Raw genomic sequence first — 25,794 nt, 5'->3', positions numbered from 1 at the left:
GAGTGTCCGCCGGTCAGGCGTGATCGATCACGAGACCGTCGATCTCGTTCGCGACGTCCTCGAAACGGTCGACCACGCGTTCGAGGCGCTTGAACATTTCCTGGCGCACGATGAAGTGCAGAGCGTCTTTTCCGCTATCCGCCTTGAACACGCGCTTGAGGCCGGCGGCATGGATCTCGTCGGCATGGCCTTCCATGCGCACGAGGCGCTCGGTCAGTTCATGCAGGCGATGGCCATTGTCGGCGATCTTGCGCAGCAGCGGCATGATCTCGGCCGTGAGGCGCGCGGCGTCGACGATGATCGCCGCCATGTCGATCATTTCCGGCTCGAACTCGGCCACTTCGTAAAGGTTCACGGCAGTCGCCACCTGCTGCATCTCGTCGATGGCATCGTCCATCGTCGTGATGAGGCTGGTGATCGACGAACGATCGAACGGCGTCAGGAAGGTGCGGCGCACCGTCTGGAGCACTTCGCGGGTGATATTGTCCGCGTCATGCTCGCGTTCCTCGATCTCGCGAATGTGCTGTCCGCGACCCGGACCGCCCTGCGCGAGTCGCGCCAGCGCATCCGCGCCGGCAACCAGCGTGGCAGCCTGCTGCTCGAACAGCTCGAAGAAATTGCCCTGCTGCGGAAGCAGCTTCTGGAACCAGGCAAACATCGTATTGACCCCTGTCTTTTCGGCCATCCTGTCGGCCACCGCGCCGAGCAGGCGCGCGGGACTGGCGGCGGCGCGGAACTCGCGCGCGCCGAACGAACGGATCAGCGCGCGAAGATCCTCTTCGTCGACCGCCTTAGCGGCGTCGGACAGAGAGAACCAGCGCCGTTCGCGCTGATGTTGTTCGTCCCAGGTATCGAGTTCCTCGGTTACCGAGAACGGGAAGACGTCAACGTCCGCCCAGACCGACGCGCCCGAGGCGCGCTGCTTGCGATAGCGATACGACCCCAGCGGAACCGGACAGGCCGCGCCGAGCACGCCCGCCTCTTCCTCTGCCTCCGCTGCAGCAGCGGCGTGAGGGAGCAGGCCCTTCATCAACCCGCCCTTGGGAATTACCCAGCGGCGGGTGCTGCGCGACGTGATCAGCAGGATCTGGATAGGCGCATCCACGGCAGGGCCGACGGTACGATAGGGAAGAACGGCGATCTGGCGCATGGCGAGACTCCTTTCTTCTCATTGGTGCGACCGAGCGCCTCTAGGGGAACTGCGTCCGTCACGCAATCGTCACATTCGCAGTTTTGCCGGCAAGACGTTCTTCGCGGCGAGGATGATCGCGAATTACGAACGCAGCGTTACAGGTTTCGCATCCCTGAAAAGCAATCGGCGCGCCAACCGCGGGTGCGGGGCGCGCCGGAAAGCTGTCGAAGGACGGGAGTATCAGGTCAGCGAATCGCCGAAGACCGCACCGCGCAGTTCAGCAATGCCAAGCCCCTTTTCCGACGACGTGATGTGCACTTCCGGATAGGCCGCCGGATGCTTGCGCGCTTCAGCCACGGTTTCCGCGTGGACCTTTTCCAGTTCGCTTGCCTTGATCTTGTCCGACTTGGTCAGGACGATGCGGTAGCCGACAGCGGCTTCGTCCAGCATCTTCATCATCTCGGCATCCACGGTCTTCACGCCGTGACGGGCATCGACCAGCAGCAGCGTGCGCTTCAGCACGACGCGGCCACGCAGATAATCCCGTACCAGGCGCCGCCACGTCTCGACGACGGCGGGCGGAGCCTTGGCGAAGCCGTAACCCGGCATGTCGACGAGGCGGAACTGCATCGGCTCCCCCACCTCGAAGAAGTTGAGTTCCTGCGTGCGGCCCGGCGTCACCGAAGTGCGCGCGATCGACTTGCGGCCGGTCAGCGCATTGAGCAGCGACGACTTGCCGACGTTCGAGCGACCGCAGAAGGCGATCTCCGGAGCGTCGGGGTCTGGCAGGAACTTGAGCGCAGGCGCGCTCTTCAGGAACGTCACCGGTCCTGAAAAGAGCTTGCGCGCCTGTTCGATCAGTTCTGCCTGTTCTTCGTTCATGATGTGTCTCAGGCCTTGCTCTTGCCGCGCTCTGAGGCGCGCGCCTTGTCCTGCGCTTCCTTCTCGGCCATCGCCTTGAGCTGCGGATGGCGGCTGTAAAGGAACTTCTGCTGGGCGATGGTCAGCAGGTTCGAGGTAATCCAGTAGACCAGCAGGCCCGAGGCGAACGGCGCCATCACGAACATCATGAACCAGGGCATGAGCGCGAAGACCTGCTGCTGCGCCGGGTCCATCTGGGCCGGGTTCAGCTTGAACTGCAGGTACATCGTCACGCCGAGCAGCAGGGCGAGCACGCCGATCGCCAGGAAGCTCGGCGGATCGAACGGCAGCAGGCCGAACAGGTTGAGGATGTGGAGCGGATCGGGCGCCGAAAGGTCCTTGATCCAGAACACAAAGGGCTGGTGGCGCATCTCGATCGCGAGGATCAGCGTCTTGTAGAGCGCGAAGAACACCGGGATCTGGAGGAACATCGGCAGGCAGCCGGCGAGCGGGTTCACCTTCTCCTGCTTGTAGAGCGCCATGATCTCAAGCTGCTGCTTCTGCTTATCGTCCTTGTAGCGCTCCTGGATCGCCTTCATCTTCGGCTGGATCGCGCGCATCGCGGCCATCGAGGCGAAGCCGCGCTGGGCGACCGGGAACATGATGCCGCGCACGATGGCGGTCAGCAGGATGATGGCGACGCCAAAGTTGCCGACGAGCTTGAACAGCGAGGTGAGCAGCCAGAAGATCGGCTTCTCGAACCAGCGGAACCAGCCCCAGTCGATCGACAGGCCGAAGTTGGGGATGCCCGCCTTTTCATAGGCGTCGAGCACATTGTGCTCCTTGGCGCCCGCGAAGAGCTTGGTCGTCACCGCCAGGCGCTGGCCGGGCTGGACGATCTTCTGGTCGTAGACGAGATCGGCGCGGAAAATCTGATTGCCGAGCGAGCGGAAAGTGCCCTTTGCGGCGGTGTTGACCGGGGCGAGTGCCGACATCCAGTAGACGTCGGTGAAGCCGAGCCAGTCGGCCTTGCCCGCCTGATCGATATTGCCGGCGCTGACGACATCCTTGTAATTGGTGCCGAACGTCACGGAGCCGTCGAACGCGCCGATCGGGCCGGAATGGACGTTCCAGGTATCGAGGCTGGCCGTACGGTCAGTGCGGTTGACGACGCCAAAGGCCTGAAGCGTAACGGGCGCCGGGCCCTTGTTCGCCACCGCCTGATCGACGGTGATGAGATAGTTGTCGTCGATCCTGTACGTCAGCGTGAAGAGCTGGCCCGCACCGTTATCCCACGTCAGGGTTACGGGCGTGGCCGGCGTCAGCCGTGCGCCGGCAGGCGCCGTCCACACGATCGGAGTGTCGAGACCCGGCGCCTTCACGCCCTGCCCAACCCAGCCGAAACGCGCAAACTGCTGCGCGGGAGTGCCGGCGGGCGAATAGATGCGGACGGGGCCCGAATCCTTCTTCACCGTTTCCCGGTGACGGTTGATGACCAGGTCATCGACAACGCCGCCGTTGAGATTGATCGAACCCGACAGGCCGGGCGCCGCGATCGGCACGCGGTTGCCGCCGGTCAGCGCGGTCTTGAGGTCCTGCTGCTCCAGCGCGACTTCGCCCGAATCGGTGAGGCCGCCTTCGCGGGTCGGCTTGCCGGTGCTGCCCGCGGTCGGAGTGGCCTGCTCGACCGGCTGGGGCTTGTTCGCCTGCGGGTAGAAATACCCGACCCCGGCCTCCCAGCCGAAGAGCACGAGCGCGGTCAGGACGACCGCCAGGATGATGTTGCGCTGCTTATCCACGAAGGCTTTTCCTGTCGTATTCGCGTCGGCGGCAGCGCCTGTGGCTGCCTCGATTTCATTCAGTCGGGGACGGGATCGTAGCCGTGCCCACCCCACGGTTGGCAGCGCAATAGACGCTTGAACGCCAGCCAGCCACCCTTAATCGCACCATGCTTGCCCACGGCCTCGATCGCATACTGCGAGCATGACGGAGCATAGCGGCAGGTCGGCGGCATGACGCGGGAAGGGCCGAGCTGCCAGGCGCGTGCGATGAAAATCAGCACGATTCCCGGCAGGGAAAAGAGGAAGGCCAGAGCGCGCTTCACCGCTTGCCCCTGCGAGGTCCGCCCTTGCGGCGAGGCGGATCGCCCTTGCCGGCTTCGGCCCGCGTCAATGCAGCAAGCAGTTCCTCGCGAAGCAACGAAAAATCGCGCTCCACGCCGTTGTCGCGGCCGATCAGTACATGGTCGGTGTCGGCAAGGCCATGTTCGGGCAACATCTCGCGCAGCAGCGCCCGGAAGCGCCGCTTCATGCGGTTGCGCACGACGGCATTGCCGATCTTCTTGGTGACGGTGATACCCGCCCGCATACCCTGCCCGCCATTCGGCTTGGCAAGAAGCACGAATCCCGGCCGAGCGACTCGCAGGCCTGCATTGGCCGCAACAAAGTCGGCCCGCCTGGTCATCGTGGAGTAGGCACTGGTCATCGCGGTCACAGATAGGGTCGGCGATCGACGATCACAAACTACGCGCTGAAAAAAGCGCTGATTTGCAAACGGCGGCGGCCCGTGCCGCCATCCGAATCCCCGAAAGGTACGGGAACTCGGATGGCGACACGGGCCGTGCCGCATCCAGCCGTGAGGCTGAAAGACTTAGGCCGAAAGCTTCGAACGGCCGCGAGCGCGGCGCGCACGAAGCACCTTGCGGCCGCCGGCGGTCGCCGTGCGGGCGCGGAAGCCGTGACGGCGGGCGCGAACAAGGCGGCTGGGCTGGAAAGTGCGCTTCATGACGGTCCTCGAAATTCCAGTTACGGTCCCGAAGGACCTGAACAAAAGGCCACCCAGTGATGGATGACCACAAAACAGAAGGGCGCCGTTACTGGAGCGTGCCAGGAGAGTCAAGGCTAAGGCGCTTTCGGGCCCTGCCGGGAAGATGTCTGCGGCGATCTACTTGTACGATACTACCGATGGCCATGCCCGCCAATCCCGCGTCGAGCACGACAACCCGGCGGGACATGCTAGCATCAAGGCCCGGGAGAGGCCGAAAGAGGCAGGAGCAGAACGATGGCACAGGAAGACCGAATCGGCGCACTCGTAGGATGGTCGTCACGCAACCTCGGCCCGAACATCCTGCTGGAATTGCAGACCTTCGAAAAATCCGGCTGGGAATCGCACGAAGACCCCGAACATTCGCGAATCCTCATGACACGAAGCCAGGCCGCGGTACTCGCCAATCACCTGCTTCAGGTCAGCGGCACTCAGCAGCCCCGGCGCAAAGGCTGGCTTGGCTCTCTGTTCGACTAGGTAGCCACTTCCGATTCGGAACGTCGGGCTGCTTTCCCCAGCGTGCCGAACCTGGGCAGCCGCCGGGCCATTTCCAACAAGGGACGCTCCAAGGCGAAATGACTCGCCACGCCGAACAGGCATGCCAGCAGGACCACCGGCGGGACGAGGAGATATTGCGGGGTAGCCGCCAGCGCCTCATGGCGGAGAGCCAGGCCATATCCCATCAGCACGAAGGTATGCGTAAGGTAGAGCGCATAAGATGCGTTCCCCATCGTCAGGAGAGCCTGGCCAAGCCCCCCTTTCACATGCCGCAAGGCAAGAAAGCCGGTAACGATCGCCAGCCCCGCCCCGCCCCAGGCCAGGACTCGCGGCAGTCCCTGCAATCCGTGCGTCGTCGCGTGCGATACGAACAGCGGCGCGGAATGCATGAGCGCGAATCCCGCACAGACGAGGATTGCCGGTGCGGCCCATCCCTGCCACCGGATCGCCGCATGGAATCGGGCGAGCCCGAGGCCGAACAGGAACTCGAGGGGAATCGGGTCCGTCAGGAACGCTCGCAGCGGACCGCCCGGCAAGGCATGCCCCACGCCCCAGAACACCACGATGAGGCCGCCCGTTCCGAACAACGCCAACCTGCGGGAACGCAGGGACAGGCAGGCGGCGAAGACCAGGTAGAAATAGACTTCATAGACAAGCGTCCAGGCCACGCCGATGATCGGCCGCCCGCCGGGCAGCAGGGCCAGAGCCATGGCGATATCGCCGCCGGTCAGGAATCGCTTCTGGAAGAAACCCATCGCCATGAGCGAAAGCATTGCCAGGCAAACCAGCCAGTAAAGCGGATAGATGCGGGTTGCGCGCCTTTGCAGGAAGTCCAGCGGGGAAGGTATCGCCTTGCCTGTCTGGAAGCTCGTATGAGCCATGATGAAGCCGCTGATGACGAAGAACACGTCGACTCCGCCCGCGCCGCCGGTCGTCAGCCAGTCCGGACTGAACGAGCCGGCCACGCCGTTGGACATTTCCAGTGCATGGTGCACCGTCACGGCAAGCGCTGCCAACGCCCTGGCGACCTGTAGACCGGCCAGCGTGTCCTGCGGCCGGTTCGTGGACACCGGGTTTCGTGTGCCCGGCACAACCCTGCCGACAATACTCATAAGATCGATCCGGCCACCGCGCTCGCCTCCCCGCCCGCGAAATCGGCCCGATCATGCTGTGAACTTCGCCTCTTCCTCAAAGGGAAGCAGGTCCATTATCGTTGCATCGCCCGAAAGCCTGCGCGCGGCGTCAGCTCTCGACGTGGTCCAGCCTGATCCAGCGGCCCATCTCCTCGGCGCCGAACCAGTGGGCGGATTCGAAAGGCACTGCATTGGTCATCGCGTAGAAGGCCTGAGCCTCGCCCATGCTCATGCCCATCTGCCGGTAATAGTCGAGGTAGCGCCGGTTTTCCGGCGCATCGGCGGCATAGTCCCCCGCCTCCCGGCCAGAATCGTCGATCCACGAGTGAACCGCGAACTCGGAGCCCGGATCGGCATAGCGCTGTACACCGGCCAGGAAGAGTTCGACTCCGCCCGAACGGACCGACCCGCCCGTCGGGACATGCGTGGCGATCCCCCGCTCCCGAATCATCCTTCCGAGCCTCAGGTTGGCGAGATCGTCCTCGGTTCCGGGGCATTCGATCATCTCGATTTCGGAGATGGCCGGATAATCGCGCAGAAGTGCGGCGAACTGCTGGGGGCTGCGAGAATCGGTGGCATCTATAAGCGCGACGTGCCTGCCGTCGATGACACGGAACGGGCCATATGCCGCAATGCCGGCAGGAATCGGGGCCGGCCCCACCTGCCAGAACTGGGACTCGCCGATTTCCACATCGTTGCCGCCCGGCTGGACCAGACGCTCACCGCCCGTGACGAATGCGTCCGCTCCGGTTTCAACCTGTTCGTAAGAAATCGTTGCCGCTTCCTGAGCCAGCAGGGGAGTGGCGGGAATCACGGAAGCCAGGGCAAGGATTACGGCCAGCAAGCGCATCCGGAATGAATGACGGCGAGGTACTTACGCAAGTCGTGAGGAATTAGGTTAAAACGCTGTAAGTCATGAATTACGCGCCGATCCATGGTCGACAGGACAGTCATGCAAGGCCATGAACGGGGGAACAGAAATAACGCTAAGGGCCCCTTCCATTGGTCGCACTCGTTTCGACCGTCGCGTACCTCGGACTTGAGGCTCGCGCGGTCGAAGTTCAATGTCAGGTAGCACCGGGAATGCCCGGGTTCGCCTTGGTTGGACTACCGGACAAGGCAGTGGGCGAAAGTCGCCAGCGTGTAAGCGCCGCGTTGACCGCGATGGGCCTTGCATTGCCGCCCAAGCGCATAACGATCAATCTTTCGCCCGCCGATCTGCCGAAGGAAGGCTCGCATTACGACCTGCCTATCGCGATGGCTCTGCTGGCCTCCATGGGCATCGTCGACAGCGAACAATTGGCAGACTTCGTCGCGGTCGGCGAACTCGCACTCGATGGCCGCGTGATCCCCTCACCCGGCGTATTGCTCGCCGCGCTCCACGCCAGCGAGCGGGACCTCGGCCTGATCTGCCCCGCCGCGCAGGGCAGCGAGGCGAGCTGGGCAAGTGGGGTGCACGTCGTGGCCACGCCGAACCTCATCAGCCTGCTCAATCACCTGAAGGGAACGCAGGTCCTGCCGCCGCCAGAACCCGGGCGTGCCGAGCCCCCCGTGCGCGGCCCCGATCTCAGGCAGGTAAAAGGGCAGGAGGTCGCCCGCCGCGCACTGGAAATCGCCGCTGCCGGCTCTCACAACCTGCTCATGAGCGGCCCTCCCGGCGCGGGCAAGTCACTGCTCGCCTCGTGTTTGCCCGGCATCCTCCCCGAACTGACAGCACCCGAGGCACTGGAAGTCTCGATGATCGCCTCGGTCGCCGGTATGCTGGAAGAAGGGCGGATCAGCCGTGCCCGCCCGTTCCGCTCGCCGCACCACTCCGCATCGATGGCGGCCTTGACCGGCGGCGGCCTCAAGGTCCGGCCCGGCGAGGTATCGATGGCACACCTGGGGGTGCTGTTCCTCGACGAACTACCAGAATTTCAGCGCGCGGTGCTGGATTCGCTTCGCCAGCCGCTCGAAACCGGCGAGGTTACCGTCGCGCGTGCCAACGCCCACGTAACCTACCCGGCCCGGGTCCAGCTCATCGCCGCCATGAACCCCTGCCGCTGCGGCTACCTCAGCGATCCATCGCTGGCCTGTTCACGCGTGCCCAAATGCGCCGCCGACTACCAGAGCAAGGTCTCCGGTCCGCTGCTGGACCGTATCGACCTCCATGTCGAAGTCGACCCGGTGCGCGCGGTGGATCTCGCCCTGCCTCCGCCGAAGGAAGGCAGCGCCGAAGTGGCCGCGCGCGTGGCCCGCGCCCGCGCCGTCCAGACCGCGCGGCTCGAAGGCACCGGACTCCGCACCAATGCCGAACTCGACGGCGCGTTTCTCGAAACCCATGCCACGCCGGACGAACCGGGCCGCAAGCTGCTGATGCAGGCCGCCGAGGCCATGCGCCTTTCCGCGCGAGGCTACACGCGCATTCTGCGAGTGGCGCGAACCATCGCCGACCTCGACAGTGCAACTGAGGTTCAACGTGTTCATGTGGCGGAGGCGCTGAGCTACCGGAGGCGCCCTCCCGCCGGCTAGCATGATCGATGGGTTCCGGCGATCTGGCTGCGCAACACCGCGATGATCGTCGCACCCTCGGCGATAACCTAAGCTCGCGCCGCCCCGGTGCGGGAATTCTCCGCAAGGATGTGCGCCATCACGGCCGCAGCACCCTGATTCAGCGCCCCTGCCAGACCGGCTTGCGCTTTTCCGCGAAGGCGCGCGGGCCTTCCTGCGCATCGCGGGAATTATAGGTCTGCTCGTGCGCTGCGCGGGCGGCTTGCAAGGCAGCGGAGCGGCCCATCTCGGTCGCCAGCATGACCGTCTCGCGCGCAGCCTTTACCGACAGCGGCGCGCCTTCGAGCACCTCCCGCGCCAGTTCGATGGCGGCATCCAGTACCGTGCCCGGTTCGGCAAGGCGGTTGACGAGGCCGATCTCGTAAGCGCGCTGGGCAGTAATGGGCTTTCCGGTCAGCATGATCTCCATCATGATCCGCTGGGGGATCATGTGGATCAGCGGCGAGGCCCAGGGGCTGCCGCGTCCGACCTTCACCTCGGTAATCGCGAACTTCGCGTTCGTGCCGGCGACACACAGATCACAGGCCTGAGCGATCATCCAGCCGCCCGCGAAGGCATGGCCATTGACAGCGGCAATGGTCGGCTTGGTCAGTTCGATGGTGTCGTAAGGCAGCGCGTAAAGATCGCGCGGCGGCACCGCCATGCCGGTTTCGACCATCTCCTTCAGGTCGCCGCCCGCGCAGAAAGCCTTGTCGCCGCTGCCGGTGAGCACGGCGATGCGGGCGGAGGGATCGGCCTCGAACCTCGCCCACGCCTCTCGCAGCCCCTCGCGCACTTCGCGGCTTAGGCAATTGCGCTGTTCGGGGCGGTTGATGGTGATGACCGCGATACCGTCATCATGGACATCGTAGAGGACTGCTTGAGTCATGTTAGAAGCCCCTTTTCTCGATCTCGTGGGCGGTGCGCGACAGGTCTTCGCGGAAGTCGGGATGGGCGATGGCGACCAGCCGCTTCGCGCGTTCGGCCAGGGTCTGGCCCTTGAGCTGCGCCGCGCCGTATTCGGTGACGATGACGTCAACCTCGGTCCGTGCGGTGGTGACGGGGCCAGAGAGGGCGGGGACGATCTTGCTCAGCGTGCCGCCCTTCGCGGTGGAGGCCAGCACGATCAGCGAGGCGCCGCCCGGCACGCGCGATCCGGCGCGCACGAAATCGACCTGCCCGCCGGTTCCACCGAGATAGGTCGCGCCCGATTGCTCGGCATTGACCTGCCCGGTGATGTCCACTTCCAGCGCGGAGTTAATCGTCACCAGCCGGGTAAGCTGGATGATCGGCTTCACCCCGTGGGTATAGCTGCTGGGGGCCATGCGGATCGCCGGATTGTGCGCAGCCCAGTCATAGAGCCGCCGCGTTCCGATCAGTGCGCCGTTGATCGAGACGCCCCGGTCGATCTCCTTGCGGGCATTGGTCAGCACGCCGGCTTCGGCAAGGTCGACAAGGCCATCGCCTAGCATGCCCGAATGAACGCCAAGGTCGCGGCGGTCGTGCAGCAGGCGCAGGATCGCGTCCGGCACCGCGCCCACGCCCGTCTGCAGCACCGCGCCGTCACCGATGAATTCGGCGCAGTGGCGGGCGATGGCTTCGTCGGTGGGGCCGATCTTCGCGGGGGCGACTTCCACGGGCGCACGACTGACGTGGACGGCCACGTCGATCAACGCGCCGGGGATCGTCTCGCCCGGAACGTAAGGCACCTGCTCGTTGACTTCGGCGATCACGAGGCGCGCCTTGTCCACCGCCGCGCGCACGTAGTCGGAGATCAGGCCGCAGCTGTGATTGCCTTGCCCATCGGCGGGGCTGACCTGGATCATCGCCACGTCGCAGGGCATGATTCCCGCCTCGATCAGGCAGGCGACCTGGCTGACGTGGACGGGGATGACGTCCAGCGCATTTGCCTTGGTCATGCTCCGCAGCGCGCCGATCGCGCCCATGCTGGAGAGGCGGAAGGCGCGCGCGCTTTCGGGGGTGAACAGGCCGGAAAAGCTGGTGGCGATGAAGGCGTGGAGGCCGCCAATGGCCTCGCCCTGTTCGATCAGCGCCTGCACCAGCGCGGTCGGCTCGCCGCAGGCCTGGCCGAACACCACGCGGTCGCCCGGTTTCAGGAACCGCGAGAGGTCGAGCTGGGATGCGGCAAGCCGAAGCGTCATCTTACAGCTTCCCTGCCTGCCGCAGCAGCCGCTGCGCACGGGCGAGGTATGGGCGGTCAAGCATTCCGCCTTTCCAGCCGATGGCGCCGACACCCGGATTGGCGGCGAACACATCGACGATTTCCTGCGCCTCGGCGATCTCGGCCTCGGTGGGGGTGAATGCCTCGTTGATCACGGGTACCTGTGCCGGGTGGATCGCCATCATCCCGCGATAGCCGTCGCGGCGGACCTTCTCGGCGCGAGCCTTGAGCGCTTCCAGATCCTTGAAGTCGGCGCTGATCGTCTCGATCGCGGTGACGCCCGCGGTCGCCGCGCCCAGCACGGTCAGGCTACGGGCCAGTTCGTAGGTAAAGGAATACGATCCGTCCGCATTGCGGTTGGAGGATGCGCCGATGGAATCGGCCAGATCTTCAGCGCCCCAGGTCAGCGCCACCACGCGCGGAGCGCCCTTGTAGTCGCCGGTGTGGAACATCGCCTCGGCCGTTTCGGTGATCAGCACGATTACCGGGGTCGATCCCTGTTCGATGCCGCTGGCCACTTCCAGCGCTTCGAGATAGCGGTCCAGCGTCTCCACATCCTGCCGCCCGTAGACCTTGGGCAGCATGATCCCGCCGGGACGCGCAGGCATGACCGCCACGAGGTCCGCCAGCGTGTGCGGGCCGTCCATCGGGTTCACACGCACCCAGAGGCGGCCGCGCTGGCCGGGGTTGGCGGCGATGAAGTCATGCACCATCACCCGCGCGGCGGCCTTTGCATCGGTCGCGACGGCGTCTTCCAGGTCGATCAGGACGATGTCGGCCTCACCCTCCATGGCCTTGGTCATCTTCTTCTCGCTGTCGCCCGGCGCGAAGAGCCAGGAGCGGGCGGCGATAGGTTCGTGGGTTACGGGCATGTTCTCTCCAGTCGTCATCCCGGTGAAAGCCGGGATCGCGGGCGGCCATGCCCCGCGCTGCCGATTACGATCCCAGCTTTCGCTGGGATGACGGGCGTTCTCAAGTGGGCTTGCCTCAATAACTCTTGGGCAGTTCCAAAACCCTCTCGGCGATGAAGTTCATGATCTGGTGCGGGCTGACCGGGGCGATGCGCGGGATCATGACTTCGCGGAAGTAGCGCTCGACGTGATATTCCTGCGCATAGCCCATGCCGCCCATGCTCATCATCGCGGTCTGGCATGCCTCGTAACCGGCCTCGGCGGCGAGGTACTTGGCGCTGTTCGCCTCAACGCCGCAGTCGAGCCCCTTGTCGAACAGGGTCGCGGCCTTGAACACCATCAGGCTTGCCGCCTCCACCTGCATCCACGCCTTGGCCAGTGGATGCTGAATCCCCTGATTCTGGCCGATGGGTCGCCCGAATACCACGCGCTCGCGGGCGTAGCGCGAAGCGCGGTCGATGGCGACGCGGCCAAGGCCGGTGGCCTCGGCGCCCAGCAGCACGCGTTCAGGGTTGAGGCCCTTGAGGAGGATACGGAAGCCCTGCCCCTCCTCGCCGATGCGATCTTCCTCGGGAATGAAGAAATCGGTGATGAACATCATGTTCGAGCCCACCGCGTGGCGGCCCATCTTGGGGATGAGGCGCGTCTCGATCTTCTCTCGGTCAAGCTTGCAATAGAACAGGGTCAGGCCGTCGGTCTTCTTCTTGACCTCTTCCAGCGGCGTGGTGCGCGCGATCAGCAGCATGCGGTCGGCGACGTGGGCGTTGGTGATCCAGATCTTCTCACCGGTGACGCGGTAGCCGCCCGGCACACGCTCGGCGCGGGTCTTGAGGCTGGTGGTGTCGAGCCCGGTGTTCGGCTCGGTAACCGCGAAGCACATCTTCTCCTCGCCCGAAAGGATCGGCGGAATCATGCGCTGCTGCTGTTCCTCGGTGCCGAAAAGTATGACCGGTTCGAGGCCGAAGACGGGGCCGTGGATCGCCGAGGCGGCGGTCATGCCGCCGCCGCTTTCCGCCACCGCCTGCATCATCACCGCCGCTTCGGTAATGCCCAGCCCCGCGCCGCCCACACTTTCGGGCATGGCGACACCCAGCCAGCCGGCATCGGCCATCGACTTGTGGAACTCGTAAGGGAATTCGCCGCTGCGATCCTTTTCCAGCCAGTACTCGTCAGAGAACTGCGAACAGTGCCTGAGCACTGCTTCGCGGATATTCTGCTGGTCTTCGGTGAGTGCGAAATCCATCGGCTTTCCTCTTCCTTCTTGCCTGCCGGACTATCAGCGCCGCTCGAACCAGACAACCATCATCGTGCCGATATGCGTCCATCAAACGCAAATACGAATGGTTTTCGCTCCGGCGGTGCGCTACGGGAGGGAGGAGAGAAGGAGAGCACGATGGCGGGAGAGACGGGAATACAGGGCGAAGAACCGCCTCTCGGCCCCTTGGCGGGCATCCGCGTGGTCGATCTCACCAGCGTCGTCTTCGGGCCCTATGCCACGCAGATCATGGCGGACATGGGCGCGGAGGTCATCAAGATCGAGCCGCCCGCCGGCGACAACACCCGCTGGATCACCGAAGGCCCGGTGCCCGGCATGGGCGGCATCTACGTCAACGTGAATCGCGGCAAGCGCGGCCTGATGCTCGACTTGCGAACCGAAACGGATCGCGAGACTCTGCGCCGCCTGATCGCCACGGCGGACGTATTCATCCACTCGATGCGCGGCAGCGCGATCGCCAAGCTCGGCTTCGATTACGAAGCGGTACGCGCGATCCGCCCGGACATCATCTACACCAATTGTTACGGCTATTCGCGGCGCGGGCCTGAAGGCGACCGGCCCGCTTACGACGACACCATCCAGGCCGAGTGCGGCATTCCCCATGTGCAGGGGCTGATGAACGGCGAACCTGGCTATGTCGCCACGATCATGGCCGACAAGGTGGCGGGCCTTCACGCGCTTTATGCGACGATGATGGCACTGTTCCACCGCGAACGCACCGGGGGCAGAGGCGCCGGAGAGGGTCAGGAAGTCGAAGTCACCATGTTCGAGGCGATGACCTCGTTCATGCTGGTGGAGCATGCCAACGGCGCGATGTTCTCGCCGCCCACCACGCCCGCGCACTATCACCGCGCGGTCGAGCCCAACCGCCGCCCCTATCGCACCAGGGACGGCCACGTCGCCGCGCTCGTCTATAACGACAAGCACTGGGACGCTTTCATGGCGGCCGTGAACCCTCCCTGGGCGAGCGAGGAATTCTCGACTCTGGCCAAACGCGCGAAACAGATCGGACGCGTCTACGGTCTGCTGGGCGAGACTTTCCTTACCCGCACCACGCAGGAATGGCTGGAGACGCTGGAAGCGCTCCACATCCCCTGCGCGCCGCTGCGCTCCACCGACGCGCTTTTCGACAACGCGCACCTGAACGCAATCGGCTTCTTCGAAGAGGTCGAGACGCCGCAAGGCCCGGTGCGCTTTCCCGGCGTGCCCACGTGGTTTTCCGCGACGCCCGGCAAGGTGCGCGGCCCAGCGCCCGCGCTGGGGCAGGATAACGAAGCGGTGCTCAAGGAACTGGCCCCGGAGGCGCCCAGCGTCGCCGGGGCGATAGCAGTCGATTCGAAGTAAACAGTACTGTTGATTTCAACTGACAGCGTCCCGAGGCTTGGGCTAACCACCTGTTCAGGCCGTGCCTTGGGAGAGTGACCGGCAACCTGATTTCCCTCGCGAGATAGCGCGAAGAAAACGGATCGAGAGGAAGGCAAGACGATGTACGACGACCAACCCCAGGCTGAAGCACCCGTTTCGGCGCGCAAGGGCACCCCGGTTTACAAGCGCATTCTCGACCTGTTCGAGGCTGAGGGCATCAAGACCCTGTTCGGCATTCCCGATCCCAACTTCGTCCACTTGTTCCTGGAAGCGGAATCGCGCGGCTGGACCGTCGTTTCGCCGCACCACGAAGCGTCCGCCGGCCACATGGCCGCCGCCGCTGCCCGCATCACCGGCAAGCCGGCACTCTGCATCGGCACGCTCGGGCCGGGCATGGCGAACATGATGCCCGCGATCCAGTGCGCCAAGGTTGAGAACGATCCGGTGATCTTCATGGGCGGCCAGCGCGCCCGCATCACCGAGCGCCGCGTGCGTCGCGGCCGTATCCAGTTCGTCCGCCAGGAGCCGATGATCGAGGATTCGGTGAAGTTCTCCAGCTCCATCGAATATGCCGACCAGACCGACGAAATCATCCGCGAGGCGATCCGCGTCGCCATGTCGGGCACGCCGGGGCCGGCCTATATCGAATATCCCGCGCACGTCATTCTCGAAGAACTCGACCTGCCGCCGGTGCTGCCGCCGCATCGCTACCGCCTGACCATGCAGGGCGCCGATGGCGACCGCATTGCCGAAGCGGCCGAGATCATCCGCAATGCCAAGAACCCGGTGCTGCTGGTCGGCCACGGCGTCTACACCGCCAAGGCAGGCGCTTCGGTCAAGGAACTGGCCGAACTGATGCAGTGCCCGGTGATCCAGACCTCGGGCGGCACCTCGTTCATCGACGGGATCGAGGATCGCACTTTCCCCTACGGCTTCTCGGAAGCCTCGATCGACGCCGTTGTCGAAAGCGACTGCTGCGTGGCGCTCGCCACCGAACTGGGCGAGCCGAGCCACTACGGCCGCTGGCGCCACTGGGTGGACAACGAAGCCAATCGCAAGTGGATCTATGTTCAGCAGGACCCGACAGCGATCGGCGTCAACCGCCCGATCGACGTGCCGCTGGTGGGCGACGTCCGCGCCGTGGTGCCGCAGCTCGTCCGCGCGCTGAAGGACACCCCGCGCAAGGCTGCGCCGTCGCTGGCCGAATATATCCAGCGCGATGCCGATCAGCTTGTCGAACTGGCAGAAGAAGCCGCGACCAAGCCCGACGGCTCGACCGCGAAGATGCACACCAGCCAGTTCGTCACCGAAGCGACCAAGGCCTTCCCGAAGGACGGCATCCTGATCCGCGACGGCGGCGCCACGGTGATCTTCCAGTGGACCTACTCGCAGGCCAAGCCACATGACGTGATCTGGAACCAGAACTACGGCCACATCGGCACCGGCCTGCCCTATGCCACCGGCGCCATGCTCGCCGACCAGGCCGAAACCGGCAAGGTCCGCCCGGGCATGCTGCTCACCTCGGACTCTTCGTTCCTGTTCCACGTCGGCGAACTCGAAGTCGCTGTGCGCAAGAACCTGCCGCTGGTGATCGTGGTCGGCGTCGACTTCCAGTGGGGCCTCGAAGTGGGCGTCTACAAGCGCACCTTCGGCAAGGGCACCAAGGAAACCGGCGTGCACTGGTCCGACAAGGTCCGCTTCGACAAGATCGCCGAAGGCTTCGGCGCGGCGGGCGAATATGTCGAGAAGGCGGCGGACATCGGCCCGGCCATCCAGCGCGCTTACGAGCGTGGCGGTTGCACCGTGATCCACGTACCGATCGACCCGGCCGCGAACTCGGAGGAAATGCCGAACTATTCGGAATTCCGCACTTGGTACGCTGAGGGCACGCAGTAATTCCGAAACGCCGGAAAACACATGCAGACCTGAGCGAAACCGCCCCCTCTCAACCCGAGAGCGGGGCGGTTTTGGCTTGGGAACGGGAGAGAACGATGCGCAATTACACCCAGTTCTATATCGACGGTCGGTGGGTCGATCCCATCGCGCCGCGCACCGCACAAGTCGTCAACCCGGCGACCGAGGAAGTTTCCGGCACGATCTCGCTCGGCACCGCCGCCGATGTCGACAAGGCCGTCGCCGCCGCGCGCCGCGCCTTCGTCACGTTCGGTGAGACCAGCGCCAAGGAACGCCTCGACCTGCTCGAAGCGATCCTGGCCGAATACCTGAAGCGCGAAGCCGAACTGGGCGAGGCCGTCAGCGAAGAAATGGGCGCCCCGATGTCGCTCGCCTGCGGTTTCCACACGCTGCTGGGCAAGGGCCACCTCTCCACCGCGATCGAGGTGCTGAAGGAGTTCAAGTTCGAGGAACAGCGCGGCGTCACGCTGATCCGTAAGGAGCCGATCGGCGTCTGCGGCATGATCACGCCGTGGAACTGGCCGATGAACCAGACCTGCGTGAAGATCTTCCCGGCACTTGCCGCCGGTTGCACGATGATCCTCAAGCCGCCGCAACTCGCGCCGTATTCGGCCCAGATCCTTGCCGAAATCCTGCACGACGCGGGTGTTCCGGCGGGCGTGTTCAACATGGTGCAAGGCAAGGGCAGCGAGATCGGTACCGCACTCTCCACCCATGAGGACGTCGACATGATCTCCTTCACCGGCTCCGAGCCGGTGGGCGTGCAGATCCAGAAGGACGCCGCCGATACCGTCAAGCGCGTCGGCCTTGAACTGGGTGGCAAGAGCGCCTGGATCGTGCTCGACGATGCCTCGCTCGCCGCCAATGTCGCCGCCGCCACCGGCGGCATGATGGGCAATTCCGGCCAGACCTGCTCGGCCGGCTCGCGTCTGTTGGTGCCCAACGCGCGCATGGACGACGCCATCGCCGCCGCTACCGAGGCCGCGAACGGCGTGACCGTGGGCGATCCCAAGGGCAATTTCGCGATGGGCCCGGTCGTCTCGAAGAGCCAGTACGAGATCATCCAGGGCTATATCGAGAAGGGCATCGAGGAAGGCGCCAAGCTCATCGCCGGCGGCCCCGGCAAGCCGGATGGGCTCGACAAGGGCTACTACGTCAAGCCCACCGTGTTCGTCGGCACCAATGACATGGTGATCGCGCGGGAGGAAATCTTCGGCCCCGTCCTCGTCATCATCGGCTACGACGATGTGGATCATGCGGTGGCGATCGCCAACGATTCCAGCTTCGGCCTGGGCGGCTATGTCTCGGGCGAAGACCTCGACACCGCCCGCGCCGTCTCGCGACGGATGCGCACGGGTGCGATCTGGGTCAACGGCGGTTTCGATTTCCACGCACCCTTCGGCGGCTACAAGCGCTCCGGCAACGGCCGCGAATGGGGCGAGCACGGCTTCGCCGAATATCTCGAAGTAAAGTCGGTTGTGGGCTGGAACCCGGCCTGAACGTGACGGCCGGTGTGGTATTTTCCGTCGATCAGGATGTACCACATCGGCCATTAAATTGTTGCAATGTTACAACGCGTAACATGTATATTTCTGCCTCAGCAACATTTCGATTGCAGTTCCTCGGCGTATGGCCACGATTACCTACCTTCGCCCGGGCAATGTCCGGCGGGCCCTCGTAGAGCGGCAGGCAGAGCCGCCCAGGGAAATCGAAGGAACGCAAAAATGAAAAATCGCAAGGACAAGCTCCTCGGCATGGCTGCCATTCCGGCCTTGGCCCTCCTCCTGCCGCAGCACGCCATGGCGCAGGACTCCTCGCAAGCCGCCGATGAAGGCCCCGGTGAAGCCATCATCGTCACGGGTTCGCGCATCGCTCGCCCCGAGCTCGATGCCCCCAATCCCGTGACCGTGGTGACATCGAAGGACATCACCGACTCCGGCACGACCAACCTCACCGATTATCTGAAAACGATTCCCGCGCTCCAGGGCTCGCAGGGCTCTTACCAGAATGCCGGCGATCGTGCGGGTATCGGCGCCACCGGCCTCAACCTGCTGGACCTTCGCAATCTCGGCACCCAGCGCACCCTCGTGCTCATCGACGGCCGCCGCCAGGTCGCCTCGGTCGACGGCACGCAGTCGGTCGACATCAACACGATCCCCACCGACCTGATCGAACGTGTCGAAGTCCTGACCGGCGGCGCCTCGGCCATCTACGGTGCCGACGGCGTCTCGGGCGTCGTGAACTTCATCCAGAAGAAGGACTTCGAAGGCTTCAACGCCCGCGTCCAGACCGGCCTTTCGGAAAAGGGCGACGCCGGCCAGCGCCTCATCGCCCTCACCGCCGGTCACAACTTCGCAGGCGGCCGCGGCAATTTCGCCGTTGCCTGGGAGCACGGGGAGGAAGACCGCCTCAGCGTCCATTCGCGCAAATATCTCGACGGTGAAAACCGTGTCGGCTTCTATCTGAACCCCGACGACACCGAAACCGGCGGCAACAACAACGACGGTATTCCCGATTATATTCCGCTGCGCAACGTCCGTTACAACGACACCTCGCGCGAAGGTGGTATCGACGTCGACTTTGACGGCATTCCGGACTTCTACGGCTCGCAGGGCCTACCCTACGATCCTGGCTCCTATGTCCCGCTCTACTTCCAGCAGGGTGGTTCGGGCACGCTCGTTTCCGACTACGGCAACGATCTCCTGCCCGAGATCAAGCGCGACATCGTCAGCGCAGTCGCCCACTTCGACTTCAGCGACGCGTTCAAGCTCTATGCCGAAGGCAAGTACGCCCGCACGCGTTCCTACTCGGTCGGGCAGCCGACGTTCGACTATTACCTCCTCATCCCCGAGGACAACCCCTATATCCCGGCTGCGGTGCGCCCGTTCATGGACCCCGAGAACGGCGGCGTTCTCGTCAACCGCGACAACTTCGACTTCGGCCGTCGCGGCGAGGACATCACCCGCGAAACCCTGCGCGGCGTGATTGGTGCGCGCGGCGATATCAGTTCGAACCTGTCGTACGACCTGTCCTACGTCTATGGTCAGTCGAAGATCAAATCGCACTATACCAACAACATGATCACCGATCGCTACTATGCGGCGATCGATGCGGTGAGCGATGGCAATGGCGGCGTGACCTGCCGGGTGAACGTCGATCCCACCTGGACGCCCAACCAGCCCTACAACTACACCCGCAGCGAAATTCCGCCGACGACGTTCGCTCCCGGCGATTGCCTCCCGCTGAACCTGTTCGGTGAAAATGCGGCCGGAAACCGGGCGGCGCTGGATTGGATCATGGCCGACACCGTCGACCGTACCAAACTGACGCAGCACGTCGTCAGCGGCGCGATCACCGGCAATACCAAGGGTCTCTTCGAACTTCCCGGCGGCGCCATCGGCTTCGCCATCGGCGGCGAATATCGCAAGGAAAAGAGCAGCTTCGTTGCCGACGAACTGGCAGCGCAGGGCCTGACGTTCACCAACTCGCTGGGCAACACCAAGGGTTCGTTCGACGTCTGGGAAGCCTTTGCCGAAGTCGACGTGCCGATCCTGGCCGACATGCCGTTTGCCAAGCGCCTCGGCGTCAACGGCGCATTCCGCTATTCGGATTACTCCAGCATCGGCTCGACCAATGCCTGGAAGGTCGGTGGTGAATGGGCTCCTGTCCGTGACGTGACTATTCGCGGCACCTACTCGACCGCAGTTCGCGCGCCGAACATCAGCGAACTCTTCAGCCAGCAGTCCCAGACCTTCGAATTCATCGACGATCCCTGCGGCTCCGACTTCCTGCAGAATGGGACGCAGTATCGTGTCGACAACTGTCAGACGCTGCTGTCGTCGCTTGGCGTCGCGAATCCCTCGAATTACGACGACACCCGCAGCTCGAACATCTCCGGCTTCCAGGGCGGCAACCCCAACCTTCGGGAAGAAACCGCGAAGACCTGGACCGCCGGCATCGTGCTGCAGCCCTCATTCGTGCCGCGCCTGACGATCACGGCGGACTGGTATGACATCCGCATCAAGAACGCGATCCGCACTGTCGATCCGCAGACCGTTGCCGAACTGTGCGTCGATCAGGCCACGCTCGACAACCAATACTGCGATGCGATCACGCGCCAGAATGGTACCAACGGGATCGCCGATCCCGGCAACATCATCAGCTTCCTGGTCGGACCGCTGAACGTCGCGAATATCCGCACTGCCGGGCTGGACTTCCAGGTGAACTACACCATTCCCACCGACCAGCTTGGCACTTTCGGCACGCGCGTCGTCGGGAACTACCTGCACCGCCTCACTTCGGTGCCGATCCCGGGCGCTGACAAGGTGAACGACGCCTATGTCGCCGCCAACATCGCTCCCAAGTTCCAGATCACAACCGATCTGACCTGGGCAAAGGGTCCGTTCAGCCTCGACTGGCAGATCAACTACATGTCCAAGATGTACCGCTACGATCGCCAGACCGTGGCCAGCAACCCGGACATCGTTGCCCCGGAATATCTGAAGCTCAAGGAGCGCTTCTCGCATGACGTGAGCTTCTCCTACGATGTGGGCAAGCAGTTCACGATCTATGGCGGCGTGAACAACCTGTTCAACCAGAAGCCGGCGATCGGATCCCTGAACACGCCGATCAGCGCGGTCGGTCGCTACTTCTTCATGGGTGCGAAGGTTCAGTTGGCCGATCTCTTCGGCGGAGCGAACTGATAGCCCGCACATCCGTGCGGAAAAATGAAGGGCGGGGTCGCAAGATCCCGCCCTTTTCATTGCCCTCTCGGCCAGTCGCCGTGCCTTGCGCGTCAGCCCGCATTCATCGCCGCCGGCCTATTGGCCCGAAAGGCAAGCGAGGCGGCACGACACTGGATTTCGAATGAAACCTCGCGCGCACATTCCCAGATTGAACCTTAAACTGATCCTCGTCCTGGATGCAGCGCTGTGGATCATGATGGGCTGCGGCGTTCTCGCGCTACACAGCAGGCATCATCCGGTCGATTCCGACCAGACCCAAATTCTCGTCGCCCAGCAAACGCTCACGGAAAGACGCGCCTGATCGGAGCGGGAGGGTATGGTCCGGCGATGGGAGATGGAGCGGGTGAAGGGAATCGAACCCTCGTATTCAGCTTGGGAAGCTGCTGCTCTACCATTGAGCTACACCCGCGGATGGCGGCAAGACTGCTGCCTTTGCGCTATCGGCAAGGTCGCGCTCTGGCACAGGGAGGCTGGGTGGTCAATGGGTTGCAAGCGCCTGGCGCCTGCATCGGAGGAGACGCCGACCGGGGGCCGGCGCCTCTCCTGAAATCACGCCCGGCCGATGGCCAGGAAGCGTTCCTCACGGCGGGCGAGCAAATCGCGGGCGGTAAGGGCAGACAGGGTATCGAGTTCTTCGTCGATGGCGCTGAACAGTGACCGGGCCGCGGCCGGGGCATCGCGCTGGGCACCGCCGACGGGCTCAGGCACGATGCGTTCGATGACACCCAGCGAAAGCAGGTCCTGAGCTGTCACCTTCATGGCCTCGGCGGCGTCAGGCGCCTTGTCCGGGGTCCGCCACAGGATCGACGAGGCGCCTTCGGGCGAAATCACCGAATAGATCGAGTGTTCGAGCATCAGCACGCGGTCGGCAGCGGCCAACGCTACTGCGCCGCCGGAACCGCCTTCGCCGACGATGGCCGAAACGATCGGCACCGGCACCGCAAGACAGGCCTCGATCGAACGGGCGATGGCTTCCGCCTGCCCGCGCTCTTCCGCCTCGACGCCGGGGAAGGCGCCGGCGGTATCGACCAGGGTGACGACCGGCAGGCCGAACTTGCCCGCCATCTCCATCAGGCGGATCGCCTTGCGATAGCCTTCGGGCTTCGCAGAACCGAAGTTGTGCTTGATGCGGCTGGGCGTGTCGTGGCCCTTTTCATGCCCAAGAACCATGACCTTGCGGCCGTTGAGCCGCGCGAGGCCGCCAACGATCGCCTCATCTTCGCCATAGACGCGGTCGCCCGCCAGCGGGATGAAGTCGGTGAATCCCAGGCGCAGATAGTCCACGAAGTGCGGCCGCTGCGGATGGCGCGCCACTTGCGTCTTCTGCCAGGGCGTGAGCTTGGCATAAGTGCCCGCCAGCATGCCGGCGCTCTTCTTCTCGAGGCGCGCGATTTCTCCCGCGATATCGAGATCGCTGTCGCTGGCAGTGGTGCGCAGCTCTGCAATGCGCGCCTCGAGCGCGGCGATCGGCTTTTCGAATTCAAGGAACGAGATCATGCTCTTTTCCGTTTACATGCCTGGTTCAGCGCGCCTCAGCCGGCGCGCTTGGCCAGCCATTCTTCCAGCCACTTGATCGTGTACTCGCCGCTCTCGAACTCGGGGTCCTCGAGCAGGGCCTGGTGCATCGGAATCGAGGTCTTCACCCCGTCGATCACCATTTCCTCCAGCGCGCGCTTGAGGCGCATGATCGCGCCCTGACGGGTGCGACCGGAAACGATCAGCTTGCCGATCATCGAATCGTAATAGGGCGGAATGCGGTAGCCTGCATAGAGCCCCGAATCGACGCGCACGTTCATGCCGCCCGCCGCGTGATAATTGGTCACCTGCCCCGGCGAGGGGGTGAAGTTCCATGGGTCTTCCGCGTTGATGCGGCACTCGATGGCGTGGCCCTTGAACTCGATGGCGTCCTGCGTGAACGTCAGCGGCTGGCCTTCTGCGACGCGAATCTGCTCACGCACGAGATCGACGCCGGTGATGGCTTCCGTCACCGGATGCTCCACCTGCAGGCGCGTGTTCATCTCGATGAAGTAGAACTCGCCGTTTTCCCAGAGGAACTCGATCGTACCGGCGCCGCGATAGCCCATGTCGGCCATCGCCTTGGATACAATGCCGCCCATGCGGTCGCGCTCTTCGGGGGTGATGACCGGCGAAGGCGCTTCTTCCAGCACCTTCTGGTGGCGGCGCTGAAGCGAGCAATCGCGCTCTCCAAGGTGAACCGCCGCGCCCTTGCCGTCGCCGAACACCTGGAATTCGATGTGCCGCGGATTGCCGAGGTACTTTTCCATGTAGACCGTGGCATCGCCGAAAGCAGCTTTCGCTTCCGAACGGGCCTGACCCATCTGGCTCTGGAGTTCTTCGGCGGAATTCACGACCTTCATGCCGCGACCGCCGCCGCCCGAAGCCGCCTTGATGATGACCGGGTAGCCGATCGTCTCAGCCAGGGCGCGAGCCTCGTCGAAGTCCTCGATCGCACCGTCGGATCCCGGAACCAGCGGCAGGCCGAGCGCGCCTGCGGTGCGCTTGGCTTCCACCTTGTCGCCCATCGTGCGGATGTGCTCGGGCTTGGGACCGACCCAGATCAGGCCATGTGCCTCCACGATCTCGGCGAACTGGGCGTTCTCCGAGAGGAAGCCGTAGCCGGGGTGGATCGCGTCGGCCTGGGTGATCTCGGCCGCGGCAATGATCGCGGCGACGTTGAGATACGAATCCTTCGCCGCCGGCGGGCCGATGCAGACCGCATGGTCGGCAAGGCGCACATGCATGGCTTCGGCGTCGGCGGTGGAATGGACCGCGACGGTCTCGATGCCCATTTCGCGCGCGGCGCGATGGATCCGCAGCGCGATCTCGCCGCGATTGGCAATCAGGAGGCGCTTGATGGCCATGAAGCTACTGTCCTCAGGCGATAACGACGAGCGGCTGGTCGAATTCGACCGGCTGCTGGTTGTCGACGAGGATGGCCTGGATCGTGCCGCTCTTGGGGGCGTTGATCTGGTTCATGACCTTCATGGCCTCGACGATGAGCAGAACGTCGCCAGCCTTGACCTGCTGGCCAACGCTGATGAAGTTCGCCGCGCTGGGTTCGGGCGCGAGATAGACGGTGCCAACCATCGGCGACTTCACGGCGTCAACCGGGGCGGCAGGCGCAGCCTCGGCTGCCGGAGCGGCGGCTGCAGCCGGAGCGGCGACCTGCGGCAGTGCCGGGGCCGCGGCAGCAACGATCTGCTGTGCAACCTGACGCACGACCTTGATCTTGCGTTCGCCGTCCTCAACCTCGATTTCGGTCAGGCCGGTTTCAGCGAGGAGCTCGGCGAGCTCGCGTACCAGCGCGCTGTCGATGTTCACGCAACTTCCTTTCGTTCAAGATAACCGAGCAGCGAGGCCAGCGTGCCTTTGAGGTCCTGGCGGTGGACCACCATGTCCACCATGCCGTGGGCATGGAGGTACTCGGCGCGCTGGAAGCCGTCGGGGAGTTTTTCGCGGATGGTGTCCTGGATCACGCGCTGGCCGGCGAAGCCGATGAGCGCGCCCGGCTCGGCGATCTGGATATCGCCCAGCATCGCGTAGCTGGCGGTAACACCGCCGGTGGTGGGATCGGTCAGGACGACGATATAGGGAAGACCCGCCCGTGCGAGGCGGCGGATCGCCACGGTCGCCTTGGGCATCTGCATGAGCGAGAGGATACCCTCCTGCATGCGGGCGCCGCCGGCGGCAGTGCAGATCACGTAGGCGCAATCCTCGGCGATGGCCCGTTCGACGGCCTCGACGAAAGCCTCACCCACCGCCATGCCCATTGACCCGCCCATGAAGGCAAAGTCCTGGACGCCGAGCACCACCTTCTGCCCCTCGATCGCGCCGAGCGCATTGGTCAGCGCATCGGGGAAGGGATTGGCGGCGCGCGCGGCGCGGATGCGGTCGGAATACTTCTTGCTGTCGCGGAAGTTCAGCGGATTTTCCGGAACCTTCGCGGCAGGCAGGACGGAATAACCGGCGTCGAGCAACTGGTCCAAGCGCGTCTGCGCACCGATGCGGCCGTGGTACTGGCAGCGCGGGCAGACCGACAGATTGTCCTCGAACTCCTTGGTGAAGAGCATCTCGCCGCAACCGGGACACTTGGTCCACAGGTTGTCGGGCGTGTCCCGCTTCTTCAGGCTCCCGAGGGAATTGCGTACCTTGCTAAGCCAACTCATGACGAACCCTTGCGTGAAACTCGTGCGGCCCGGTGAGTCCGGGCTCGCATGCTGGATCGACCGGGCGCAGTATCGAGGGCTTGTTTTCCAGCGCCCCTTGCGACCGAACGATCTCTGTGTGCGACGTGCTCCGCGCTGGCCTGTCGGGCCCGCCGCCGAGCGCGGCAATACGCGGCAGATATGGGTAGATCAATCGCCAGTACACTCCGGCATGCGCAAAAAGTGCCCCGCGGCGGTG

At 64.4% G+C, this 25,794-nt stretch carries 23 protein-coding genes and 1 tRNA gene; 7 read left to right on the top strand and 17 right to left on the bottom strand.

Annotation, left to right across the window (positions count from 1 at the left end):
- Positions 1-13: 13 nt before the first annotated feature.
- From ACXJ16_RS14730 to rpmH, 6 genes are all read right to left on the bottom strand, one after another.
- The gene (locus ACXJ16_RS14730) at positions 14-1,150 is read right to left on the bottom strand and encodes a DUF47 family protein (RefSeq protein WP_082370457.1); all 1,137 of its coding nucleotides are present in this window, start codon (positions 1,148-1,150) and stop codon (positions 14-16) included.
- 222 nt (positions 1,151-1,372) lie between these two features.
- Positions 1,373-2,014: a ribosome biogenesis GTP-binding protein YihA/YsxC gene (gene yihA / locus ACXJ16_RS14725; RefSeq protein ID WP_054439408.1), complete on the bottom strand. Its 642-nt coding sequence runs from the start codon at positions 2,012-2,014 to the stop codon at positions 1,373-1,375.
- An 8-nt stretch (positions 2,015-2,022) separates the two neighbouring features.
- A complete protein-coding gene (yidC, locus tag ACXJ16_RS14720) occupies positions 2,023-3,792 on the bottom strand; it encodes a membrane protein insertase YidC (RefSeq protein ID WP_324697043.1) in 1,770 nt (589 codons plus the stop codon).
- 59 nt (positions 3,793-3,851) lie between these two features.
- On the bottom strand, positions 3,852-4,097 hold the full coding sequence (yidD, locus tag ACXJ16_RS14715) for a membrane protein insertion efficiency factor YidD (protein WP_420719849.1): 246 nt from the start codon (positions 4,095-4,097) through the stop codon (positions 3,852-3,854).
- On the bottom strand, positions 4,094-4,477 hold the full coding sequence (gene rnpA, locus ACXJ16_RS14710) for a ribonuclease P protein component (protein ID WP_054439403.1): 384 nt from the start codon (positions 4,475-4,477) through the stop codon (positions 4,094-4,096). Before rnpA ends, yidD begins: the two co-directional genes overlap by 4 nt.
- 165 nt (positions 4,478-4,642) lie before the next feature.
- Complete coding sequence (rpmH, locus tag ACXJ16_RS14705) at positions 4,643-4,777, bottom strand: 50S ribosomal protein L34 (protein WP_021233512.1); 135 nt, start codon at positions 4,775-4,777, stop codon at positions 4,643-4,645.
- Positions 4,778-5,053: 276 nt separating this feature from the next.
- Here rpmH and ACXJ16_RS14700 point away from each other — a divergent pair, with 276 nt between their 5' ends.
- Positions 5,054-5,293, top strand: a complete 240-nt coding sequence (locus ACXJ16_RS14700) for a hypothetical protein (protein ID WP_324697047.1) — start codon at positions 5,054-5,056, stop codon at positions 5,291-5,293.
- Here ACXJ16_RS14700 and ACXJ16_RS14695 read toward each other — a convergent pair.
- Entirely contained in the window at positions 5,290-6,384 is a 1,095-nt protein-coding gene (locus ACXJ16_RS14695; RefSeq protein WP_463920880.1) for an acyltransferase family protein, read from the bottom strand. The two genes, ACXJ16_RS14700 and ACXJ16_RS14695, sit on opposite strands and share 4 nt — an antisense overlap.
- A 172-nt stretch (positions 6,385-6,556) precedes the next feature.
- Complete coding sequence (locus tag ACXJ16_RS14690) at positions 6,557-7,297, bottom strand: alpha/beta hydrolase (protein ID WP_132469171.1); 741 nt, start codon at positions 7,295-7,297, stop codon at positions 6,557-6,559.
- Positions 7,298-7,449: 152 nt separating this feature from the next.
- On the opposite strand from ACXJ16_RS14690, the gene ACXJ16_RS14685 reads away from it, so the two are divergent.
- Positions 7,450-8,958 carry a YifB family Mg chelatase-like AAA ATPase gene (locus tag ACXJ16_RS14685; protein ID WP_443478006.1) on the top strand — a complete coding sequence of 503 codons (1,509 nt, stop codon included), beginning with the start codon at positions 7,450-7,452 and terminating at the stop codon, positions 8,956-8,958.
- Positions 8,959-9,097: 139 nt separating this feature from the next.
- Here ACXJ16_RS14685 and ACXJ16_RS14680 read toward each other — a convergent pair whose 3' ends face one another.
- The 4 genes from ACXJ16_RS14680 to ACXJ16_RS14665 form a co-directional block, all read right to left on the bottom strand.
- Positions 9,098-9,865 (bottom strand): enoyl-CoA hydratase/isomerase family protein, encoded by a 768-nt coding sequence (locus ACXJ16_RS14680; protein ID WP_054439395.1) that lies wholly within the window; start codon positions 9,863-9,865, stop codon positions 9,098-9,100.
- A 1-nt stretch (position 9,866) separates the two neighbouring features.
- Complete coding sequence (locus ACXJ16_RS14675; protein ID WP_324697050.1) at positions 9,867-11,138, bottom strand: acetyl-CoA hydrolase/transferase family protein; 1,272 nt, start codon at positions 11,136-11,138, stop codon at positions 9,867-9,869.
- Between the two features lies 1 nt (position 11,139).
- A complete protein-coding gene (locus tag ACXJ16_RS14670; RefSeq protein ID WP_324697052.1) occupies positions 11,140-12,030 on the bottom strand; it encodes an HpcH/HpaI aldolase/citrate lyase family protein in 891 nt (296 codons plus the stop codon).
- A 115-nt stretch (positions 12,031-12,145) separates the two neighbouring features.
- Positions 12,146-13,312: an acyl-CoA dehydrogenase family protein gene (locus ACXJ16_RS14665; RefSeq protein ID WP_132469173.1), complete on the bottom strand. Its 1,167-nt coding sequence runs from the start codon at positions 13,310-13,312 to the stop codon at positions 12,146-12,148.
- 150 nt (positions 13,313-13,462) lie between these two features.
- Here ACXJ16_RS14665 and ACXJ16_RS14660 point away from each other — a divergent pair, with 150 nt between their 5' ends.
- From ACXJ16_RS14660 to ACXJ16_RS14640, 5 genes are all read left to right on the top strand, one after another.
- On the top strand, positions 13,463-14,689 hold the full coding sequence (locus tag ACXJ16_RS14660; RefSeq protein WP_054439392.1) for a CaiB/BaiF CoA transferase family protein: 1,227 nt from the start codon (positions 13,463-13,465) through the stop codon (positions 14,687-14,689).
- Between the two features lie 141 nt (positions 14,690-14,830).
- Positions 14,831-16,606 carry a thiamine pyrophosphate-binding protein gene (locus ACXJ16_RS14655; protein WP_324697055.1) on the top strand — a complete coding sequence of 592 codons (1,776 nt, stop codon included), beginning with the start codon at positions 14,831-14,833 and terminating at the stop codon, positions 16,604-16,606.
- A gap of 95 nt (positions 16,607-16,701) precedes the next feature.
- Positions 16,702-18,123 carry an aldehyde dehydrogenase family protein gene (locus ACXJ16_RS14650; protein WP_324697057.1) on the top strand — a complete coding sequence of 474 codons (1,422 nt, stop codon included), beginning with the start codon at positions 16,702-16,704 and terminating at the stop codon, positions 18,121-18,123.
- Positions 18,124-18,348: 225 nt separating this feature from the next.
- A complete protein-coding gene (locus tag ACXJ16_RS14645) occupies positions 18,349-21,327 on the top strand; it encodes a TonB-dependent receptor plug domain-containing protein (RefSeq protein ID WP_324697059.1) in 2,979 nt (992 codons plus the stop codon).
- A 163-nt stretch (positions 21,328-21,490) separates the two neighbouring features.
- Entirely contained in the window at positions 21,491-21,670 is a 180-nt protein-coding gene (locus ACXJ16_RS14640) for a hypothetical protein (protein WP_463920879.1), read from the top strand.
- Positions 21,671-21,704: 34 nt separating this feature from the next.
- On the opposite strand, the gene ACXJ16_RS14635 is transcribed toward ACXJ16_RS14640, so the two are convergent.
- From ACXJ16_RS14635 to accD, 5 genes are all read right to left on the bottom strand, one after another.
- A tRNA-Gly gene (locus tag ACXJ16_RS14635) sits at positions 21,705-21,778 on the bottom strand.
- Positions 21,779-21,918: 140 nt separating this feature from the next.
- Positions 21,919-22,866: an acetyl-CoA carboxylase carboxyltransferase subunit alpha gene (locus ACXJ16_RS14630; RefSeq protein WP_054438174.1), complete on the bottom strand. Its 948-nt coding sequence runs from the start codon at positions 22,864-22,866 to the stop codon at positions 21,919-21,921.
- A gap of 35 nt (positions 22,867-22,901) precedes the next feature.
- A complete protein-coding gene (gene accC / locus ACXJ16_RS14625) occupies positions 22,902-24,251 on the bottom strand; it encodes an acetyl-CoA carboxylase biotin carboxylase subunit (RefSeq protein WP_054438176.1) in 1,350 nt (449 codons plus the stop codon).
- Between the two features lie 13 nt (positions 24,252-24,264).
- Positions 24,265-24,711, bottom strand: coding sequence for an acetyl-CoA carboxylase biotin carboxyl carrier protein (accB, locus tag ACXJ16_RS14620; protein ID WP_054438177.1), 447 nt, complete (start codon positions 24,709-24,711; stop codon positions 24,265-24,267).
- Positions 24,708-25,556, bottom strand: a complete 849-nt coding sequence (gene accD / locus ACXJ16_RS14615) for an acetyl-CoA carboxylase, carboxyltransferase subunit beta (protein ID WP_463920878.1) — start codon at positions 25,554-25,556, stop codon at positions 24,708-24,710. Before accD ends, accB begins: the two co-directional genes overlap by 4 nt.
- Positions 25,557-25,794 lie beyond the last annotated feature (238 nt).

This window comes from Novosphingobium sp. TK71, assembly GCF_055361505.1.
This window is presented reverse-complemented; position numbering and strand designations above follow the sequence as displayed.

What these genes read in the sequence shown, in the direction of transcription:
- ACXJ16_RS14640 (WP_463920879.1), top strand. Translation starts at nt 21,491, where the DNA reads ATGAAACCTCGCGCGCACATTCCCAGATTGAACCTTAAACTGATCCTC.
- rpmH (WP_021233512.1), bottom strand. Translation starts at nt 4,777, where the DNA reads ATGAAGCGCACTTTCCAGCCCAGCCGCCTTGTTCGCGCCCGCCGTCAC.
- ACXJ16_RS14630 (WP_054438174.1), bottom strand. Translation starts at nt 22,866, where the DNA reads ATGATCTCGTTCCTTGAATTCGAAAAGCCGATCGCCGCGCTCGAGGCG.
- ACXJ16_RS14690 (WP_132469171.1), bottom strand. Translation starts at nt 7,297, where the DNA reads ATGCGCTTGCTGGCCGTAATCCTTGCCCTGGCTTCCGTGATTCCCGCC.
- ACXJ16_RS14660 (WP_054439392.1), top strand. Translation starts at nt 13,463, where the DNA reads ATGGCGGGAGAGACGGGAATACAGGGCGAAGAACCGCCTCTCGGCCCC.
- rnpA (WP_054439403.1), bottom strand. Translation starts at nt 4,477, where the DNA reads ATGACCAGTGCCTACTCCACGATGACCAGGCGGGCCGACTTTGTTGCG.
- ACXJ16_RS14655 (WP_324697055.1), top strand. Translation starts at nt 14,831, where the DNA reads ATGTACGACGACCAACCCCAGGCTGAAGCACCCGTTTCGGCGCGCAAG.
- yihA (WP_054439408.1), bottom strand. Translation starts at nt 2,014, where the DNA reads ATGAACGAAGAACAGGCAGAACTGATCGAACAGGCGCGCAAGCTCTTT.
- ACXJ16_RS14645 (WP_324697059.1), top strand. Translation starts at nt 18,349, where the DNA reads ATGAAAAATCGCAAGGACAAGCTCCTCGGCATGGCTGCCATTCCGGCC.
- ACXJ16_RS14700 (WP_324697047.1), top strand. Translation starts at nt 5,054, where the DNA reads ATGGCACAGGAAGACCGAATCGGCGCACTCGTAGGATGGTCGTCACGC.
- ACXJ16_RS14730 (WP_082370457.1), bottom strand. Translation starts at nt 1,150, where the DNA reads ATGCGCCAGATCGCCGTTCTTCCCTATCGTACCGTCGGCCCTGCCGTG.
- accD (WP_463920878.1), bottom strand. Translation starts at nt 25,556, where the DNA reads ATGAGTTGGCTTAGCAAGGTACGCAATTCCCTCGGGAGCCTGAAGAAG.
- ACXJ16_RS14650 (WP_324697057.1), top strand. Translation starts at nt 16,702, where the DNA reads ATGCGCAATTACACCCAGTTCTATATCGACGGTCGGTGGGTCGATCCC.
- ACXJ16_RS14670 (WP_324697052.1), bottom strand. Translation starts at nt 12,030, where the DNA reads ATGCCCGTAACCCACGAACCTATCGCCGCCCGCTCCTGGCTCTTCGCG.
- ACXJ16_RS14675 (WP_324697050.1), bottom strand. Translation starts at nt 11,138, where the DNA reads ATGACGCTTCGGCTTGCCGCATCCCAGCTCGACCTCTCGCGGTTCCTG.
- ACXJ16_RS14680 (WP_054439395.1), bottom strand. Translation starts at nt 9,865, where the DNA reads ATGACTCAAGCAGTCCTCTACGATGTCCATGATGACGGTATCGCGGTC.
- ACXJ16_RS14665 (WP_132469173.1), bottom strand. Translation starts at nt 13,312, where the DNA reads ATGGATTTCGCACTCACCGAAGACCAGCAGAATATCCGCGAAGCAGTG.
- accC (WP_054438176.1), bottom strand. Translation starts at nt 24,251, where the DNA reads ATGGCCATCAAGCGCCTCCTGATTGCCAATCGCGGCGAGATCGCGCTG.